The sequence below is a fragment of the Tahibacter soli genome (genome assembly GCF_025717065.2).
Classification (GTDB): domain Bacteria; phylum Pseudomonadota; class Gammaproteobacteria; order Xanthomonadales; family Rhodanobacteraceae; genus Tahibacter; species Tahibacter soli.
Genome location: NZ_JAOVZO020000018.1, coordinates 17517 through 35280, shown reverse-complemented (window position 1 = coordinate 35280; position 17764 = coordinate 17517). Strand labels below are relative to the sequence as shown.

The following is a 17764-nucleotide window of genomic DNA, read 5'->3' as shown; positions in this document are numbered from 1 at the left end:
CGCGTTTCGTCGAGATCGACGTAGAGTCGGGCGTCGCCCCCTCTCCCCGACCCTCTCCCCCAACGGTGTTGGGGGAGAGGGAGTGTCGTTCACAGCGCGCCGAGCTTGCCCGCCTGCTCCCGCAACCCCGCCAGCGTCGTCGTGAACTCCGCCAGGCGCTGCTTCATCTCGTCGACCACCGCCGCCGGCGCGTTCGCGACGAAGCTCTCGTTGCCGAGCTTCGCGTGGCATTTGCCGATCTCGCCTTCGACGCGCTTGATCTCTTTTTCCAGGCGCGCCTTCTCGGCGCCGATGTCGATCAGCCCCGCGAGCGGAATCAGAATCTTCAACTCGCCGACGATCGCCGTCGACGCGGCGGGTTCTGCTTCACCCGCATCGAGCCAGCGCTGCGATTCCACCTTTGCCAGAAACCCGATCGCCGCCGCGAACTTCGTCGCGCGCGCCTTGTCGCTCGCGCTGCCGCCCGCGTAGACCAGCGGAATCGTCAGCTTCGGCTGCAGGTTCATTTCGCTGCGGATGCGTCGCAGCTGCGACACCACCGTCTTGAGCCACTCGATTTCGTCCTCGGCCGCGGCGTCGACCGCGATGTCCGCCGCGCGCGGATACGCCTGCAGCGACACCGTCGGCGCGGCGATGCCGAGCCGGCCCTTGACGTTCTGCCACACCTCTTCGGTGATGAACGGAATCAGCGGATGCAGCGCCCGCAGCAGCGTTTCGAGCACGGTCAGGAGCGTCAGGCGCGTGGATGCCGCGGCTTGCGCGTCGTCGCCGCTCAGCGCGGGCTTGGCGAGTTCGAGGAACCAGTCGCAGAATTCGTTCCAGGTGAATTCGTACAGCGCCTGCGACACGAGATCGAAGCGGTACGCCGCGAATTCGGCTTCCACTTGCGCCAGGCAATGGTGCAGACGGCTCAGAATCCACTTTTCCGCCTCTGTCGCCGCGGCGGTGCCCGCCGGCGCAATGGCGCCCGATTCTACGTTCATCAGCACGAACCGCGCCGCGTTCCACAGCTTGTTGCAGAAGTTCTTGTAGCCGCCGCAGCGGTCGAGGTCGAACTTGATGTCGCGGCCGTGCGTGGCGAGCGAGGCGAACGTGAAGCGCAGCGCGTCGGCGCCGAACGCCGGAATGCCCTCGGGGTAGTCCTTGCGCGTGGCCTTCTCGATCTTCGGCGCGTCCTGCGGCTTCATCAGGCCGCTCGTGCGCTTGGCGACGAGATCTTCGAGGCCGATGCCGTCGACGAGGTCGATCGGATCGAGCACGTTGCCCTTCGACTTCGACATCTTCTGGCCGTCCTTGTCGCGTACGAGGCCGGTGATGTAGACGTCCTTGAACGGCACCTTGCCGGTGAAGTGGTCCGTCATCATGATCATGCGGGCCACCCAGAAGAAGATGATGTCGAAGCCGGTCACGAGCACCGACGACGGCAGATAGCGGTCGAAGCCGCGTTCGGCCATCGCGGCCTCGTTCGGCCAGCCGAGCGTGGAGTGCGACCACAGCGCGGACGAGAACCACGTTTCGAGCACGTCCGCTTCGCGCCGCAGCGCCGGCGCCGCGCCGCCGTGCTTCGCGGCGGCCTGCGCGAGCGCGTCGGCCTCGGTGCGCGCGACGTAGGTGTTGCCCGCGTCGTCGTACCACGCCGGAATGCGATGACCCCACCAGAGCTGGCGGCTGATGCACCAGTCCTGGATGTTGCCGAGCCAGTGGCGATACGTGTTGATCCAGTTCTCGGGCACGAAGCGCACTTTCCCGCTTTCCACGAGTTCGAGGCCGCGCGCGGCGAGGCCGTCCATCTTCACGAACCACTGCCACGTCAGGTACGGCTCGATGATCTCGCCGGTGCGGTCGCCGCGCGGCACCATCAGCTTGTGCTTCTTTTCCTCGACGAGCAGGCCCGCCGCCTCGAGATCGGCGAGCACGGTCTTGCGCGCGGCCTTGCGGTCGAGGCCGCGGTACTGCGCCGGCGCGTTCGCGTTGATCGTCGCGTCGTCGTTGAAGATGTTGATCGGCGTCAGCCGGTGGCGCTCGCCGATCGCGTAGTCGTTGAAGTCGTGCGCCGGCGTGATCTTGACGCAGCCGGTGCCGAACTCGCGCTCGACGTAGGCGTCGGCGATGATCGGAATGTCGCGGTCGGACAGCGGCAGGCGCAGCGTCTTGCCGACGAGATGCGCATAGCGCTCGTCTTCCGGATTCACCGCGACCGCGACGTCGCCGAGCATCGTTTCCGGGCGCGTCGTGGCGACGACGAGCGAATCGCTGCCGTCGGTCAGCGGATAGCGGATCGACCACAGCTTGCCGTCTTCTTCCTCGCTGACCACTTCGAGATCGGAGATCGCGGTTTTCAGCACCGGATCCCAGTTCACGAGCTTCATGCCGCGATAGATGAGGCCTTGCTCGAACAGGCGCACGAACGTCTCGACGACGGCTTCGGACGGGCCGTCGTCCATCGTGAACGTCGTGCGGCTCCAGTCGCCGGACACGCCCATGCGGCGCATCTGGCGCTCGATCGTGTCGCCGGACTGGCCCTTCCACTGCCACACGCGCTCGATGAACGCGTCGCGGCCGAGCTCGTTGCGGCCCGGGCTGCCTTCGGTCGCCAGAAGGCGCGTGACGACCATTTCGGTCGCGATGCCGGCGTGATCGGTGCCGAGCTGCCACAGCGTGTCGCAGCCGCGCATGCGGTGGTAGCGGATCAGCGTGTCCATGATCGTGTGCTGGAACGCGTGGCCCATGTGCAGCGTGCCGGTCACGTTCGGCGGCGGCAGCATGATCGAGTACGGCTCGCCGCGGCCGGACGGCTTGAACCAGCCGTTGGCCTCCCATTGCGCGTACCACTTCGATTCGATCGTCGAGGGCTCGAAACTGCTATCCATGGACATAGTGACCTTGTGCCCGTCGCGCATCGCGGCGGAGCTTGCTGCTGAAGGGAAGGCCCGATTGTAGCGGGCACGGCCGACCCGGCCCAAATCCGGGCCGTACTTCACGGTTTTCGCGGCCCGGACGGCCGGCTACACTGCGCCGGACCGACGAAGGACCGGGGGGACCGATGAGCGTCAACACGCAAGACCTCGCGAAGCTGTATCCGCTCGATTCCCTGCGGCCGGAAAATCTCGAACAGCTCGCGCGCGAGGCGGCGACCGAGGAGCACGGGCGCGGCGAAGTCCTGTTCCGCGCCGGCGACACCGACGAGCACACGATCTTCGTGCTCGCCGGCCGCGTGCAGGGCGAATACCCCGACGGCAAGATCAAGGAAACCGACGCGTCGACACTGCAGGGCCGCTATGCGCTCGGCGACATGCAGCCGCGGCGGTTCACCGCGACGGTCATGTCGATCACCGCGACGATCGTGAAGATCGAGCGGCGCTACATGGAAAAGATCCTGTGCTGGGATCAGCTCTCGCGCGCCGAGAATTTCCGCCACTACGATCCGTCGCCCGAAGCGAACCGCTGGGTGTTTCGCCTGCTGCAGTCGCGCGTGATGCACAAGCTGCCGACCGCGGGCATCGAGCGCATGTTCCAGCGCTTCGAGCAGGTGGACGTGCGCTCGGGCGAGACGATCGTGCGCGAAGGCGAGGAAGCGGACTATTTCTACGTGATCAAGGACGGCGCGGCGTCGGTGTCGAAAAGCCTCGAGACCGGCGATTCCGTCGTCGCGTATCTCGTGCGCGGCGACAGTTTCGGCGAGGACGCGCTCCTGGCCAACACCACGCGCAACGCCACCGTCGCGATGATCAAGGACGGCAAGCTGATGCGCCTGGCCAAGCGCGCGTTCGAAGAAGTGATGAAGCCGCCGGCGGTCGACTGGCTGACGCCGGGCAAGGCGTCGATCTTCGCGCGGCAGGGCGCGGTGGTGCTCGACGTGCGGATGCCCGAGGAGTTCGCGCAGCGCGCGATCAAGGGCGCGATCAACACGCCGTTGTATACCTTGCGCGAAACGGTCAACGAGTTCGATCGCGCGCGCAAGTACGTGATCTACTGCAACACCGGCGAACGCAGCGCGGCGGCGGCGTTCATCATGGCGAAGATGGGCTTCGAAACCTACGCGCTGCAGGGCGGGATTTCGGGGATGATCAAGCAGATCGACAAGAAGGGGTAGGGCTTTCGTTCGCCGTGCCCGCCCTTGATCGTCATTCCAGCGAAAGCTGGAATCCAGCTTTTGGCGTCGAACGAAGAGCAAAGGCTGGATGACTCGCCGCATCCACGGCTCGCCCTTCGGGCCATTCGCTGCGCGAATGTTCGCTCCGGCATCCTGCCTCCGCAGTCCAGCTTTCGCTGGGATGACGAGCAAAGCGACGCACGCACTCGCGCCGCTTCGGCATTACGCCATCACCTGATCCCCGATCAGCACCACGTCCGCCGGCCGCGCCGCGAACAGCCCCACGCAGACCACGCCGACGATCTGGTTGAACTCGCGTTCGGTCGCCACCGGATCGACGATGCGCATGCCGTGCACGTCGAGCACGACGTTGCCGTTGTCGGTGACCACGCCTTCGCGCCACACCGGCTGGCCGCCGCGCTTGACGATTTCCCGCGCGACGTAGCTGCGCGCCATCGGGATCACCTCGACCGGCAGCGGAAACTTGCCGAGCACGTCCACGCGCTTGGCCGGGTCGATCATGCAGACGAACTTCTGCGACGCCGCGGCGATGATCTTCTCGCGCGTCAGCGCCGCGCCGCCGCCCTTGATCAGACGCTTGTGCGGATCGCATTCGTCGGCGCCGTCGACGTACACCGGGATCGTGCCCGCGCCGTTCAAGTCCACCACGCGGATGCCGCGCGCGCGCAGAAGCTCGCTCGAACGTTCCGAACTCGACACCGCCGCCTCGATGCGATCGGCGATCTTGCCGAGTTCGTCGATGAAATACGCGACGGTCGATCCGGTGCCGACGCCGACGATGCCGCCTTCCTCGACGTAGCGCATCGCCTGCACGGCGGCCAGGCGCTTCTGTTCTTCGCGATCCATGTTCACTCCAGTCCCAGGATGAAATCCCATTCGCGCTTCGTCACCGGCAGCACGGACAATCGGTTGCCGCGGCGCGTCAGCACGAAGTCGGCCAGCTCGTCGCGGTCCTTGAGCTCGGTCAGCGGTATGGTGCGCGCGAGCTTGCGCTTGAACGTCACGTCGACCATCGACCAGCGCGGTTCCTCGCGCTTGCTCGCGGCGTCGTAGTAGTCGCTCCTGGCGTCGAACTGCGTCGGATCGGGATACGCCTCGGCCGAGATCTCGGCGATGCCGACCACGCCCGGCACGTCGCAGCTCGAGTGGTAGAACAGCACGCCGTCGCCCACTTTCATGTCGCGCATGAAGTTGCGCGCCTGGTAGTTGCGTACACCGTTCCACGCTTCCACTTTTTTCTTCGCGAGCATGTCGATCGAGAACTCGTCGGGCTCGGATTTCATCAGCCAGTAGCGCATCGGTTCACTCCGTTGCCGAACAGTCGATCAGTTCCCGTTCCGTCGCGACGAAGTCGAGCCGCACGTCCCAGGATTCGGGCGCGAGTGTAGCGACTTCCTGGAACGCGTAGCCGATGCCGACGAGCAGCGGCAGCGCCGGACGCTCGCGTCCGCGCAGGAACGCGAAGCTCGTATCGTAGAAGCCGCCGCCGTAGCCGAGCCGGTGACCGCCGCGATTGAACGCGACGAGCGGTACCAGCACGAGTTCGAGCGATTCGGGCGCAACGAGCGCGGCCGCGTCGACTTCCGGTTCGGGGATGCCGAAGCGGTTCGGCGCGACGGCCGTCTGCGCGGTGTACGGTGCGTAGTCGAGGCGCCGGCGCGAACCGGCGACCGGCAGGTGCATGGCCTGTCCGCGGCGCCAGCACTGCGCGACGACGAGATGCAGGCTCAATTCGCCGTTCACGGCGAAATAGGCGCCGATGCGCGTGTCGACGGTCAGTTCGGGCAGTTGCGCCAGCTGCGCCGCGACGCCTTGCGCGGCGGCGATGCGCTCGGCGGCCGGCAGCGCCTGGCGGCGTTCCTTGATGCGCGCACGCAGCGCGTGGCGATCGGCTTGGACGTCGGTCATGCGCGCTCCGGCCGCGATGCAGGATGCGGCTGTTGTTCTTGCTGTCGGAGCCCCCTTGAGTCGAGGGGGCGACGGGTACTCGTGCAGCGAGTACACGCAGGGGTTGTAGGAGACACGTGGCTTACGGAGGAACTCAACCTCGACGCTTGCCACGGCCCGTCAAAGAGACGTCCTCCGCCGTGCCGATGCGCACAGAACGACCTTGAACCCCGTTAACAGGTGGGACAGCTCGCGAGACCTCAGGCTTTCCGCTCATGGCGGACTTGCACAACGACCTCAGCACTGCAAACCCGGGGTAGTCGATAGGAACAAGGCAAAATGTTGGGCACGCTGTCGTACACGGCAGAGAACGACGCGGCTATTTTACCGACGCACTGAGCACGCCTTCAAGCTTGTTTTTCAGCGCTCGCACGTGCTGTGCCACCGAATCGGCTTCGATCGTGTCGCGCTGGCGCAGCGCAATCAGCTCGTGCGTGATGTTGAGCGCCGCGAGCACGGCGATGCGATCGAGGCCCGGCGCGCGCACCGCGTTGCGCACTTCGCGCATCTTGCCGTCGAGATAGGCCGCGGCCGCGATCAGCCCGGGACGTTCTTCCGGCGTGCAGACGATCAGGAATTCGCGATCGAGGATGCTTACCGATACGGGTTCGGACATCGAGGCCTCAGGCGTTCTGTTCCAGCGACTTCAGGCGCGCGATCATCGCTTCGACGCGGATGCGCGCCTGCTCGTTCTTGGACAGGAGCACCGCGCGCTCGGTCGCGAGCTGTTCCTGGCTTTGGCGCAGGCTGCGGTTTTCCTCGGACAGGCGCTGACACAGCTCGACCAGTCGGTCGATGCGTGCGCTGACCTCGCGCAGATCGGCTAGCGTGGATTCGGACGCGGACATGAGCCGGACTATAGCAGAGGGTATTGACGCCGCAACGGGAGCGGGGTTTTGTTTTGCGATGCCCAAAGCCCTCTCCCCCAAACGCTTTGGGGAAGAGGGTTGGGAGAGGGGGCAGACGCCATGTACTTCCTCGATCTCGACGAAGTGCGACGCGCCGCTCCCTCTCCCCGGCCCTCTCCCCAAGCTTCGCTTGGAGGAGAGGGAGCAAGGATTTGCAACATCAAACGCCGCTCAGGATCGTGTCCCCGTGCGCATCCGGCGTCGCCGCGCGCCGCGACTTGAGAAAATCGAGGCAGCGGTCGGCCGACAGCGGATGCGACAGCCAGTTGCCCTGGATCTCGTCGCAGCCCTGCTCGCGCAGGTATTCGAGCTGCTCGGCCGTCTCGACGCCTTCGGCGACGACGTTGAGTCCGAGCGAATGCGCCATCGTGATGATCGTCGCGGTGATCGCCTCGTCGTCGGGATCGGCGGTGATGTCGCCGACGAATTCCTTGTCGATCTTGAGCGTGTCGATCGGCAGGCGCTTCAAGTACGCGAGCGACGAATAGCCGGTGCCGAAATCGTCGATCGCGAGCGATACGCCGATCGCCTTCAATTCGTTCAACGTGCGCACCGAGCGCTCGGCGTTGTCCATGATCGTGCTTTCAGTGATTTCGAGTTCGATCTGGTCCGGCGCGATGTCGTGCTCGGCGAGGATCTCGCACAGGCGGCGCGTCAGTTCGCCGCGCAACAGCTGCAGCACCGAGACGTTCACGGCCATCGTCAGGCCGTCGACGCCGGCCTCGCGCCAGCGCGCGAGCGTCGCGCACGCGCGGTCGAACACGTGTTCGCCGATCTCGCCGATCAGGCCCGCTTCCTCGGCCAGCGGAATGAACACGTTCGGCGGCACTTCGCCGAGTTCCTCGCTGTGCCAGCGCAAGAGCGCCTCGACGCCGCCGATGCGCGCGTCGACGAGCGAGAGCTTCGGCTGGAACACGAGCCGGAATTCGCGCCGCTCGAGCGCCTTGCGCAGCGCGCCGACCATCGTGGCGCGCTTGCGCGCCGCGGCGTCCATGTTGGAAGTGTATACTTTGAACGTGTTGCGGCCGTGTTCCTTGGCCTGGTACATCGCGGTGTCGGCGAACTTGAGCAGGTCGGTCGGCACCTGCGCGTGGTCCGGGTACAGGCTGATGCCGATCGACGGCGAGATCACCACTTCCTGGCCCGCATCGAGCGCGAGCGGTTCGGCGAACGCGGCGAGCAGCGTCATCGCCACCTGCTCGGCTTCGGCGCCGTCGCGGATGTCTTCGAGCACGACCGTGAACTCGTCGCCGCCGAGCCGCGCGACCGTGTCGGTGTCGCGCACGTGGCTGCGCAGGCGGCTGCCGGCGGCCTTGAGCATGCGGTCGCCGGCGGCGTGGCCCATCGAATCGTTGACGTGCTTGAAGCGGTCGAGATCGAGAAACAGCACCGCGACGCGCCTGCCGTTGCGCCGCGCGCGCATGATCGCGTGGCCGAGCCGTTCGCCGAGCATCGTGCGGTTCGGCAGGCCCGTGAGCGTGTCGTAGTTGGCGAGGTAGCGCAGTTCCTGTTCGGCGCGCTTGCGATCGGTGATGTCGCTCATCACGCCGACGAAATGCGTGCGCGTGCCTTGCGCGTCGCGCACTTCGGCGAGTTCGAGCCAGCACAGGAATTCCTCGCCGTCCTTGCGCTTCTGCCACAGCTCGCCGCGCCAGTGGCCGCTGTTGCCGAGCGATTCGCGCATCTGCTCGTACACCTTCGGCACGTGTTGCGGCGAATTGAGCAGCGCCGCGTTGCGGCCGATCACTTCGTCCTCGCGATAGCCGGTGGTGCGCGTGAACGCGAGATTGACCGAGGTGAAGTGGTAGTCGAGATCGGTCACGCTGACCGCTTCGGTCATGTTGCGGATCACTTCGGCCGCGATGCGCCGCTCGCGTTCGGCCAGGCGCGACGCGGTGACGTCGCGCGCGGTGCCGCAGATGCGCAGCGGCTGGCCTTCGGCGTCGCGTTCGACGATCTTGCCGCGCGAGAGCACCCAGACCCAGTCGCCCGTCGCGTTGATCACGCGGTGCTCGGATTCGAAATGGTCGGTCACGCCGGCCACGTGGTCGGCGAGCGTGCGGTCGACGCGCGGCAGGTCGTCCGGATGCACCGCGATGTTGCGCCAGTCGTCGGCCGACACCGTTTCTTCCGCGTGCGTGCCGAGCAACTGGTCGGCGCCGTGCCGGAACAGCCGGCCCTGGCGCATGTCGAAATCCCAGAACTCGTCGCCCGAACCCCACAGCGCCAGACGCAGGCGGTCTTCGCGTTCGCGGATTTCGTTCTGGTGCCGCCGCTCTTCGGCGCGCTTGGCGCGGCGTTCGGCGAGTACCGCGACGACGACGAGCGCGGCGATCAGCGCATACAGGAATTTCATCCAGCCGGCGGCCCACCACGGCGGCACCACTTCGAACGCGAGCGACGCGCCGGCATCGTTCCACACGCCGGCGGCATTGCTCGCGCGCACGCGGAACGTGTAGAGACCGGGGTCGAGATTCGTGTATGTCACTTCGCGCCGGCTGCCGCCGTCGACCCATTCCTCGTCGAAGCCGTCGAGCTTCCAGGCGAAGCGGTTGCGTTCGGGCGACGCGTAGTCGAGCGCGGCGAATTCGAAGCGCACGAGCCGTGCGGCCTGCGGCACCTGCCAGGTGCGCGGCGCGCTGCCGACGATGTCGCGCAGATCGGCGCCGATGCCGAGCGCGGTGATCGCGACGGGCGTTACGCTGCGTTCCCGCGCGAGCGCTTCGGGCCGCACGAGGTTGATGCCGTTGATGCCGCCGAACATCAGCTCGCCGTCGGCGCCCGCGTACGCGGCGCCGCCGTTGAACTCGTACGCCTGCAGGCCGTCCTTCGGCGAGAAGCTGCGCACGGCGCGCGTGGCGGGGTCGTAGCGCGCGATGCCGCGATTGGTAGAAAGCCACAATGCACCAGCGCGGTCTTCGAGGATGCCGTAGATCGTGCTGCTCGGCAGTCCGTCGCCGGCGAGCACGCGCGAGAAGCGCGCACCCGCGGCGTCGAGCGCGTCGAGCCGGTTCAGGCCGCTGTGCGTGCCGACCCACAGCGTGCCGTCGGCGCCCTGGCGGATCGCGCGCACGAGGTTGCCCGACAGCGTGTCGTGGTGCGAGCCGGCGCCCTGCAGGTTGCGCAGGCGGCCGTTCGCGTCGACGACGGCGAGGCCGTCGAGCGTGCCGACCCAGAGGCGGCCTTCGCGGTCTTCGCGCAGCGCGAGCACCATGTTGTGCGGCAGGCCGGCGGGATCGGCGTCGTCGTGGCGCCAGCGCTGCGTCTCGTGCCGGTCGGGCCGCCAGCGCAGAAGACCCAGCGTGCGCGTGCCGATCCACAGGCTGCCGTCGGCGGCGCGTTCCAGCGCGCGCACTTCGCGCTCGCCGGCCGTCGACGGCGGGCCGGTCAGTCCGTCGACCGGCACGAGCGTCGCCTGGCGCGTCTTCGTATCGAGTTCGACGAGACCCTGGCTCGAGCCGATCCACAATCGGTCGGCGCCGGCCGGCACGATCGCGTAGACGCGCAGGTCGGCTAGCGCCGCTTTGGCGCCGAACGCGCGCGCCAGCGGGTCGCCGAAGTCTTCGTAGCGGTCGCGCGTGCGGTCGTAGCGTTTGAGACCGTCGCCCTCGGTGCCGAGCCAGATCGCGTCGCCGTCGCCGAAGATCGCGCTGACCACGTTCTTGTTGATGCGGTCGCGCGGCGGTTCAAGATCGACGAGCCAGGTGAACGCGCCGCCGCCCGGCTTCGTGGTCGCCACGCCACGCGTCTCGCCGCCGATCCACAACAGGCCCGAGCGGTCGAGCATCAGCGTCGTGGTGAATTCTTCGGGCAGCGAACCGGGCAGGTCGCGCTGATGGTGCAGCCATTCGCTCGTGCCGGCGTGCGGATCGACAATCGCGACCCCGGCGCCGCGAACGGCGAGCCAGAGCCGGCCGGCGGGGTCCTCGGCGATGTCCGAGACGTTCGCCACCGCGGTCGGCGACGGCGCGAGCGGCCACAGCTTGCGCGCGCCCGTGCCGTCGCCGTCGACGCGATACAGCCCGTCGGCGGTGCCGGCGTACAGCGTGCCGTCGCGCGTGACGAATGCGGACAGCGTCGATGCGAGTTCCGGCGCGCGCAGCCGCTGCGCGGTGGCGTTCGCGCGGTCGATCTTGAACAGACCCACGCTCGTCGCCGCGAACAGCACGCCGTGGCCGCTGTCGACGAAGCGCCGCAGGGGACGCAGCGGCAGACCTTCGGGTTCGAAGCGAACCACGCTCGTGCGCCGGCCGGTGGCCGGATCGACGAGATCGATGCCTTCGCGCGAACCGACCCACAGGCCGCGTCCGGCCTCGTGCCGCAGCGCCACGATACTGGTCGCGCGCAGCGACGGCCTGGGTGCGCGCTCGTCGCTCTTGACGTGCGCGACGGCGCCGGTCGCCGAGTCGAGCCGCACGACGCCGTTCGCGTTCGTGCCGATCCACAGGTGGCCGGCATCGTCCTCGCTGATCGCCGTGACGAAGCTGTCGGGCAGCGAATCGGGCCGGTTCGGATCGTGATCGTAGATGCGGAAGCGGTAGCCGTCGTAGCGGTGCAGGCCGCCTTGCGTGGCGATCCAGACGAAGCCGGCGCGATCCTGGTACAGCGCGCTCACGGTGTTCTGCGCGAGGCCCTGTTCGCTGCCGAGATTGTCGAAGTAGTGGCTGCGGCGCGCGGCCTCGATGTTCGGGGCGAGACAAGCCAGGGCGAGGGCCGCGATGCGGCACCAGACCCACACGGCAGCCCTGCCGTTACGCTGTGGCGCTCCGTTCATGCAGCTCGCCCCTCCGACCCGCGCGGGCAGTGTAGGCAATCGCCTGTGCACGCGCCATGCATGCTGCCGCAGCCGCGGATGCGCGGGTTTGCGGCCATGCGCCGTTGCGAAGCGATAGAATGCGGGCGCTCAAGAGCCTGCGGTCCGTCTGCCATGAACACCTCCGCCATCACCCACGCCGAACTCGATCTCGCGCTGTCGGACCTGCGTTTCGGCGTCGACCCGAGCGACCTGCACGGCTCGCTGACCGGCTATCTGTGCGCCGGCGGCGTCGCGAACGCGCGCAACTGGCTGCAGCGCCTGGAGATCGACACCGACGATCAGGTGTCCGAACGCGACCGGCACGCGCTGCTCGATCGCCTGTTTCGCGACTGCCGGCGGCAGCTCGAAGATCCCGAACTCGGCTTCGAACCGCTGCTGCCGGGCGACGACCAGCCGTTGTCCGAACGCGCCGACGCGCTGGTGCAGTGGTGCCGCGGCTTTCTCGGCGGCTTCGGCCTGTCCGGCGCGGGGGCCGGCGACGCCGCGGCCCTGTCGGGCGACAGCGCCGAGATCCTGCGCGACTTCGGCACGATCGCCGGCACGCGTTTCGAATACGAAGACGCCGAGGAAGACGAATCGGCGCTCGCCGAAGTGCTCGAATTCATCCGCGTCGGCGTGCTGCTGCTGCACACCGAAATGACCGCGCCGGCCGACGGGCGCCGCGGGACCGTGCATTGAATCCGCGCGGGCCGGCTCAACGATGATCGCTGCGGCCGAATACGCGCGCCGGCGCCGTCAGCTGATGCGCCTGGCCGGTCCCGAAGCGATCGTCGTCGTCCCCGCCGCTCCCGAGCGCATCCGCAACAACGACGCGCCGTATCCGTATCGGCAGGACAGCGATTTCCACTATCTGTGCGGCTTTCCCGAGCCCGAGGCCGTGCTCGCGCTGCTGCCCGGGCGGCGCCACGGCGAGGCGATCCTGTTCTGCCGCGACCGCGACCCGCAGCGCGAAGCGTGGGACGGCCCGCGCGTCGGACCCGAACGCGCGGTCGACGCGTACGGCGTCGACGATGCGTTTCCGATCGAGGACATCGACGACATCCTGCCCGGCATGATCGAAGGGCGTCTGCGCGTCTACTACCACTTCGGGCGCGACAGCGACTTCGACCTCAAGCTCATCGCGTGGGTCAAGCGAGTCCAGACGCTGCGCGGACCCGACGCGCGCGCGCCGCGCGAATTCGTGGCTTTGTCGCATATTCTGCATGATCTACGTCTGTACAAATCCAGAGACGAGCTGCGCCTGATGCGGCAGGCCGCGACGATCGCGGCCGAAGGCCACCGCCGCGCGATGCGCGCGGTGAAGCCGGGCCTGTACGAACACCAGATCGAAGCCGAGCTGCTGCACGCGTTCCGCAGCGCCGGCGCGGTGCCGTCGTACGAGCCGATCGTCGGTTCCGGCGTCAACGGCTGCGTGCTGCACTACCGCGCGAACAACGGCCTGATGCGCGACGGCGACCTGATCCTGATCGACGCCGGCGCCGAGGTCGCGTGCTATGCGTCGGACATCACGCGCACGTTTCCGGTCAACGGCCGCTTCACGCGCGAGCAGCGGGCGCTGTACGAGCTCGTGCTCGCAGCGCAGGACGCCGCGATCGACGAGGCGCGGCCGGGCCGCGCGTGGACGGCCGGGCACGACGCCGCGGTCGCGGTGATCGCGCAGGGCCTGTGCGACCTGGGCCTCGTCAGGGGCGGCGTGCGCGCGGCGATCGAGAGCGGCGCGTACAAACGGTTCTTTCCGCACAAGACCGGGCACTGGCTCGGCCTCGACGTGCACGACGTCGGCGACTACCGCGTCGACGGCGAACCGCGCATGCTGGAACCGGGCATGGTCATGACGGTCGAACCGGGCGTCTACGTGCCGCCGGACAGCGCGAACGTCGATCCGAAATGGCACGGCATCGGCATTCGCATCGAGGACGACGTGGTGGTCACGCGCGGCGCGCCGGAAGTGATCACGGCGGCGGTGGTCAAGCGCGTCGACGAGATCGAGGCGTTCATGGCAGCCCGCGCCTGAGCCCTCTCCCCCAAGCTCGCTTGGGGGAGAGGGTTGGGTGAGGGGCGCCGCCGCGGTCTTCGTCGAGATTCGTTTTTCGCAAGGACGTGCTGTTGAATTTCGTCGCAACGCTACGGCAAGCGGAACGCAACCTGACGCGCCGCCCCCTCACCCCGACCCTCTCCCCCAAGCTCGCTTGGGGGGAGAGGGAGACAAGCCGAGATCGCCCGCTTATGACGCTTTCGCTCGCCTTCGCCCTGATCGCCGCCACCACCGCCACCGCCTCCACCGAACCCCTCCACTATGGCTTGTTCGGCGACCTGCACGTCGCGCGGCCCGAGCAGGCGGCGCAGCGCACGCTGTTGTTCCTGTCCGACGCGGACGGCTGGAACGCGCGCGAGGAGTCGTACGCCGACGCGCTCGCCGGTGCCGGCGCGCTCGTCGTCGGCATCGATCTGCCGAGCTACCTCAAGGAGCTGTACAGCATCAAGGCGAAGTGCGCGTACCCGGCCGCGCACGTCGAGGAAGTCAGCCACTGGGTCGAGCGTCACGAAAACTTCGCGGACTACACCGCGCCGACGCTCGTCGGCCTCGACGCCGGCGCGACGTTCGCCTATGCCGTCGCGGCGCAGGCGCCGGCCGGCACGTTCGCGAGCCTCGTCACGCTCGGCTACGACTTCGAGTTTCGCCTGCAGCAGCCGCTGTGCCCCGGCGACGCGGGCACCGCGAGCGCCGATGCGGGACACCGCCACTATCGCGTCGTGCCGGTGCCGCATCTGCCGACGCCGTGGCTGCCGCAGCCGTTCGCGCCGGGCACGCGCGTCAACGGCCTGCCGCAGAAACTGATGCAGGTCGCGCCGTTTCTCGCGCACCGGCACGTCGAGCGCGCGCCGCCCGCGGCGCTCGTCGCGAGCCTGGAACGCTGGCAGCGCCGCGAGGCGCGCCGCGCCAAGCCGCTGCCCGAAGACGTCGCCGACCTGCCGCTGACCGACATCGCGCCCGAAGGGCCCTTCAAGCAGCGCGTGGCGATCATCCTGACCGGCGACGGCGGCTGGGCCGGACTCGACCAGGGCGTCGCCGCGGCGCTCGCCAAGGACGGCGTGCGCGTGATCGGCCTGTCGACGCTGAAATTCTTCTGGCAGACGCGCAAGCCCGAAGAGGCGGCCGAGGCGGTGTCGCGCATCATCGGCCACTACGCGGCGGAGTTTCCCGACGCGCGCTTCGCACTGATCGGCTATTCGTTCGGCGCGAGCCTCGCGCCGGTCGTGGTCAACCGCCTGCCCGACGAAGCGCGTGCGAAGCTCGACGCGCAGTTCATGATTTCGCCTGACGACGAAGCGGTGTTCGAGATCAAGGTCGGCGACTGGTTCGGCAACGTCAAGCACGACGGCGCGCTGCCGATCGCGCCGGAACTGGCGAAATCGGCCGTGCCCGCGTTCTGCGTGCACGGCGCCGACGAGGACGATTCGATCTGCCGCACGCTCGACACGAAATCGGCGACGCCGCTGCAGCTGCCCGGCGGCCATCACTACGACGGCGACTACGAAGGACTCGGCAAGCTCGTCGCGACGCACTGGCCCGTGAAGGGCTGACGCGCGGCGCGCTACGGCACGGGCGGCACCGTCAGCGCCGCCGGAATCGTCCGCTGACCCGCCAGCGCCCGCGCGCGCCGCAGCGCGTCGGCCCACGGCTGCACGCGGCCGAGCGCGTGGTACAGCCGCACGCGAACCAGCGCGCCGTCGAAATCGGCGTCCGCCGCTTCGGGCAGGCGGCCGACGAGCGCGCTGGCGGCGTCGCGTTGGCCTTGCGCGAGCAGCACGGGCACGCGCGACGCGGTCAGTCGCAGTGTCTGCGCCGGCACGTCGCCGGCATCCACGACGGCCGCCGCGGCGGCGAATTCCCATTCGGCCGCCTTGAGGTCGCCGCGCGCGGCCTGCAGCTCCGCCTGCGCGAGACGCAGGCCCAGCGGTGCGCGACCGCCGGGCGGCGCCTGCAGCGCCGAGGGCAAGGTATCGAGCGCCGTCTGTGCCGCGTCGCGCCGGTCGAGCGCGAGCAGCGCGCGCTGGCGCAGCAGTACCATGTCGGCGGCCGTTTCCGCATCGACCGGCGCGAGCCGGTCGACGGCCGCCGTCGCGAGCGCCGGCACCGCTTGCACGTCGCCGCGATCCCACGCCCGGCGCGCGCGCAGTTCCAGGCGCCGGCCGTCGAGACCCGCATACGGCGCGAGATCGAGCGCGTCGAGTTCGGCGAGCACGGGGTCGGCCTCGTCCAGGCGTCCTTGCGCGAGCAGCAGCGTCGCACGGTCGAGCAGCGTCTCGGCGCGATTGAGCGGGTCGCCGATCAGCGGCAGCAGCGCGCGCGCCGCTTCGTTCGCCTGCGAGGCCTGCGCATAGTCGAGCAGCGCGAGCCCGGCGTTGACCTGCGCCGAATACGCGTGAGCGCGCTCGTTGACGGCGCCGAACGGTTCGAGATCCGCAATCGCGTCGGCCAGCACCGGTACCGCTTCGCGCGGGCGATCGCGCGCGAGCGACGCGATGCCGTAGGCGACGTTCAGCCGCGCCAGCGCGAGCCGGTCGCCGGACTGCTCCAGCACGACGCGTGCTCGCGCGAGGTCGTCCATGCCTTCCTGAACCCGACCGAGCGTCAGGCGCGCGCCGCCGCGTCCGCCGAGCGCCTTGCCGTATTCGAGCAGGTTGTCGCGGCCTTCGAGCAGTGTCAGCGCCGCGCCGAACGAGCGCTCCGCGTCGTCGGCGCGGTCGCGCATCATCGCGATGGCGCCGAGGCCGTAGTGCGCGCGGGCGCGCAAGGGCGACGCCCGCGCCACCGATTCGTCGTCGAGCAGGTCGCGCCAGCCCGTTTCGGCGTCGTCCAGGCGGCCGGCGCGGAACGCGAGCACCGCGATCTGGTAGCGCAGTTCGGGGCGTTCCGACACGCGCGACGGCGCCTGCGTCAGGATGCGCTGCGCCGTCGGAAAATCGTTCGCGAGCATCGCGGCCTGCGCGCGCCGCACGGTTTCCTCGAGCGCGAGATCGGCGTCGGACGACGGCACGGATTTCAGACCGAGCTGGCGCATCAGCGCGTCGGTCGCGGCACGCAGCGCGGGCAGCACCTCATCGGCTTCTTCCGATGCGGCGTAGTCGAATCCCGCGGCGTTCGCGGCCTTGAGGTCGACGCGCCAGCCGCGCGCGCTGCGCCCGGCGCGACCCGAGACGAGCCATGCGGCGCCGCTGCCGCGCAGGACATCGGCCGGCCGCGCGCCGCTCGCGCGCATCAGCGCGAGCGTGTCTTCGCTTGCCGGTACCTTGAGGCCGGCCGCGCGCAGCCGTTCGGCGACGACGTCCATCGCGCCGAGCCGCACCCACGCCGCGTCGCCGTCCGGCGCGACGTCGAGCGGCAGCACGACGATCGCGGCTTCGGTCGCTTCCGGCGCCGGCGCCGGCGGCGGCAGTGGCCGTACGTAGAACCACGCCGCCGCCGCCGCGAGCGCCATCGCGCACGCCGCCGCCGCGACGATCCACCGTGGCCGGCGGGGCCGCGGCACCGTTTGCGGCGCGTCGTCATCGCGCGCCGGGACCGGCACCGGCGCGATCGGCGCGCGCGGCGATTCGTCGGCGATCTCGACCGCGACGTCGCAGACCCAGTGATAGCCGAACTTCGGAATCGTGCGGATGCAGCTCGCGTCGCCGCTGCCTTCGTTGAGCAGCCGGCGCGCGCGCAGGATCGTCTGCGTCAGCTGCGCTTCGGAAACGTCGCTGCGGCCCCACACGGCCGCGCCGAGTTCGTCGCGGCCGACGGCGCGCGAGCGGTGCTCGATGAGGTACGCGAGGCAGTCGAACAGGCGCACCGGCACCGCGATCGCGGCGCCCTTGCGCAGAAACTCGCGCGTTGCGGGACGCAGCACGAAGTCCCCGAATCGATACGTCTTGCCTGAGGTCATGCCGGTCTGCGACGACGAAGCCGAACGATCCTACTTTAGCCCAAAGCGG

The 17764-nt window shown here is 68.9% G+C and carries 12 protein-coding genes and 1 other RNA gene; 4 read left to right on the top strand and 9 right to left on the bottom strand.

The window, feature by feature from the left end:
* Positions 1 to 89: 89 nt before the first annotated feature.
* Positions 90 to 2876, bottom strand: coding sequence for a valine--tRNA ligase (locus OD750_RS13890; RefSeq protein ID WP_263542324.1), 2787 nt, complete (start codon positions 2874 to 2876; stop codon positions 90 to 92).
* Positions 2877 to 3043: 167 nt separating this feature from the next.
* Here OD750_RS13890 and OD750_RS13885 point away from each other — a divergent pair, with 167 nt between their 5' ends.
* Positions 3044 to 4093, top strand: coding sequence for a cyclic nucleotide-binding domain-containing protein (locus OD750_RS13885; protein ID WP_263542323.1), 1050 nt, complete (start codon positions 3044 to 3046; stop codon positions 4091 to 4093).
* 222 nt (positions 4094 to 4315) lie between these two features.
* Here the strand turns inward: OD750_RS13885 and rpiA are convergent, their stop codons facing one another.
* The 7 genes from rpiA to OD750_RS13850 all read right to left on the bottom strand — a co-directional run bounded on the left by rpiA (position 4316) and on the right by OD750_RS13850 (position 11743).
* A complete protein-coding gene (gene rpiA, locus OD750_RS13880) occupies positions 4316 to 4960 on the bottom strand; it encodes a ribose-5-phosphate isomerase RpiA (RefSeq protein WP_263542322.1) in 645 nt (214 codons plus the stop codon).
* Between the two features lie 2 nt (positions 4961 to 4962).
* On the bottom strand, positions 4963 to 5412 hold the full coding sequence (locus OD750_RS13875) for an EVE domain-containing protein (protein ID WP_263542321.1): 450 nt from the start codon (positions 5410 to 5412) through the stop codon (positions 4963 to 4965).
* Positions 5413 to 5416: 4 nt separating this feature from the next.
* Positions 5417 to 6022, bottom strand: a complete 606-nt coding sequence (locus tag OD750_RS13870; protein ID WP_263542320.1) for a 5-formyltetrahydrofolate cyclo-ligase — start codon at positions 6020 to 6022, stop codon at positions 5417 to 5419.
* A 167-nt stretch (positions 6023 to 6189) separates the two neighbouring features.
* Positions 6190 to 6374: non-coding RNA, 6S RNA (ssrS, locus tag OD750_RS13865), on the bottom strand.
* Between the two features lie 6 nt (positions 6375 to 6380).
* Positions 6381 to 6677: a cell division protein ZapA gene (locus OD750_RS13860; RefSeq protein WP_263542319.1), complete on the bottom strand. Its 297-nt coding sequence runs from the start codon at positions 6675 to 6677 to the stop codon at positions 6381 to 6383.
* Positions 6678 to 6684: 7 nt separating this feature from the next.
* Positions 6685 to 6909, bottom strand: a complete 225-nt coding sequence (locus tag OD750_RS13855; protein ID WP_263542318.1) for a TIGR02449 family protein — start codon at positions 6907 to 6909, stop codon at positions 6685 to 6687.
* A 220-nt stretch (positions 6910 to 7129) separates the two neighbouring features.
* The gene (locus OD750_RS13850; RefSeq protein ID WP_263542317.1) at positions 7130 to 11743 is read right to left on the bottom strand and encodes an EAL domain-containing protein; all 4614 of its coding nucleotides are present in this window, start codon (positions 11741 to 11743) and stop codon (positions 7130 to 7132) included.
* Between the two features lie 153 nt (positions 11744 to 11896).
* Here OD750_RS13850 and OD750_RS13845 point away from each other — a divergent pair, with 153 nt between their 5' ends.
* The 3 genes from OD750_RS13845 (at position 11897) to OD750_RS13835 (ending at position 15370) form a co-directional block, all read left to right on the top strand.
* Complete coding sequence (locus OD750_RS13845) at positions 11897 to 12463, top strand: UPF0149 family protein (RefSeq protein ID WP_263542316.1); 567 nt, start codon at positions 11897 to 11899, stop codon at positions 12461 to 12463.
* Positions 12464 to 12485: 22 nt separating this feature from the next.
* On the top strand, positions 12486 to 13799 hold the full coding sequence (locus OD750_RS13840; protein WP_263542315.1) for an aminopeptidase P N-terminal domain-containing protein: 1314 nt from the start codon (positions 12486 to 12488) through the stop codon (positions 13797 to 13799).
* Positions 13800 to 14011: 212 nt separating this feature from the next.
* The gene (locus OD750_RS13835) at positions 14012 to 15370 is read left to right on the top strand and encodes an AcvB/VirJ family lysyl-phosphatidylglycerol hydrolase (RefSeq protein ID WP_263542314.1); all 1359 of its coding nucleotides are present in this window, start codon (positions 14012 to 14014) and stop codon (positions 15368 to 15370) included.
* 11 nt (positions 15371 to 15381) lie between these two features.
* Here the strand turns inward: OD750_RS13835 and OD750_RS13830 are convergent, their stop codons facing one another.
* Entirely contained in the window at positions 15382 to 17715 is a 2334-nt protein-coding gene (locus OD750_RS13830) for a winged helix-turn-helix domain-containing protein (RefSeq protein WP_263542313.1), read from the bottom strand.
* Positions 17716 to 17764: the final 49 nt, after the last annotated feature.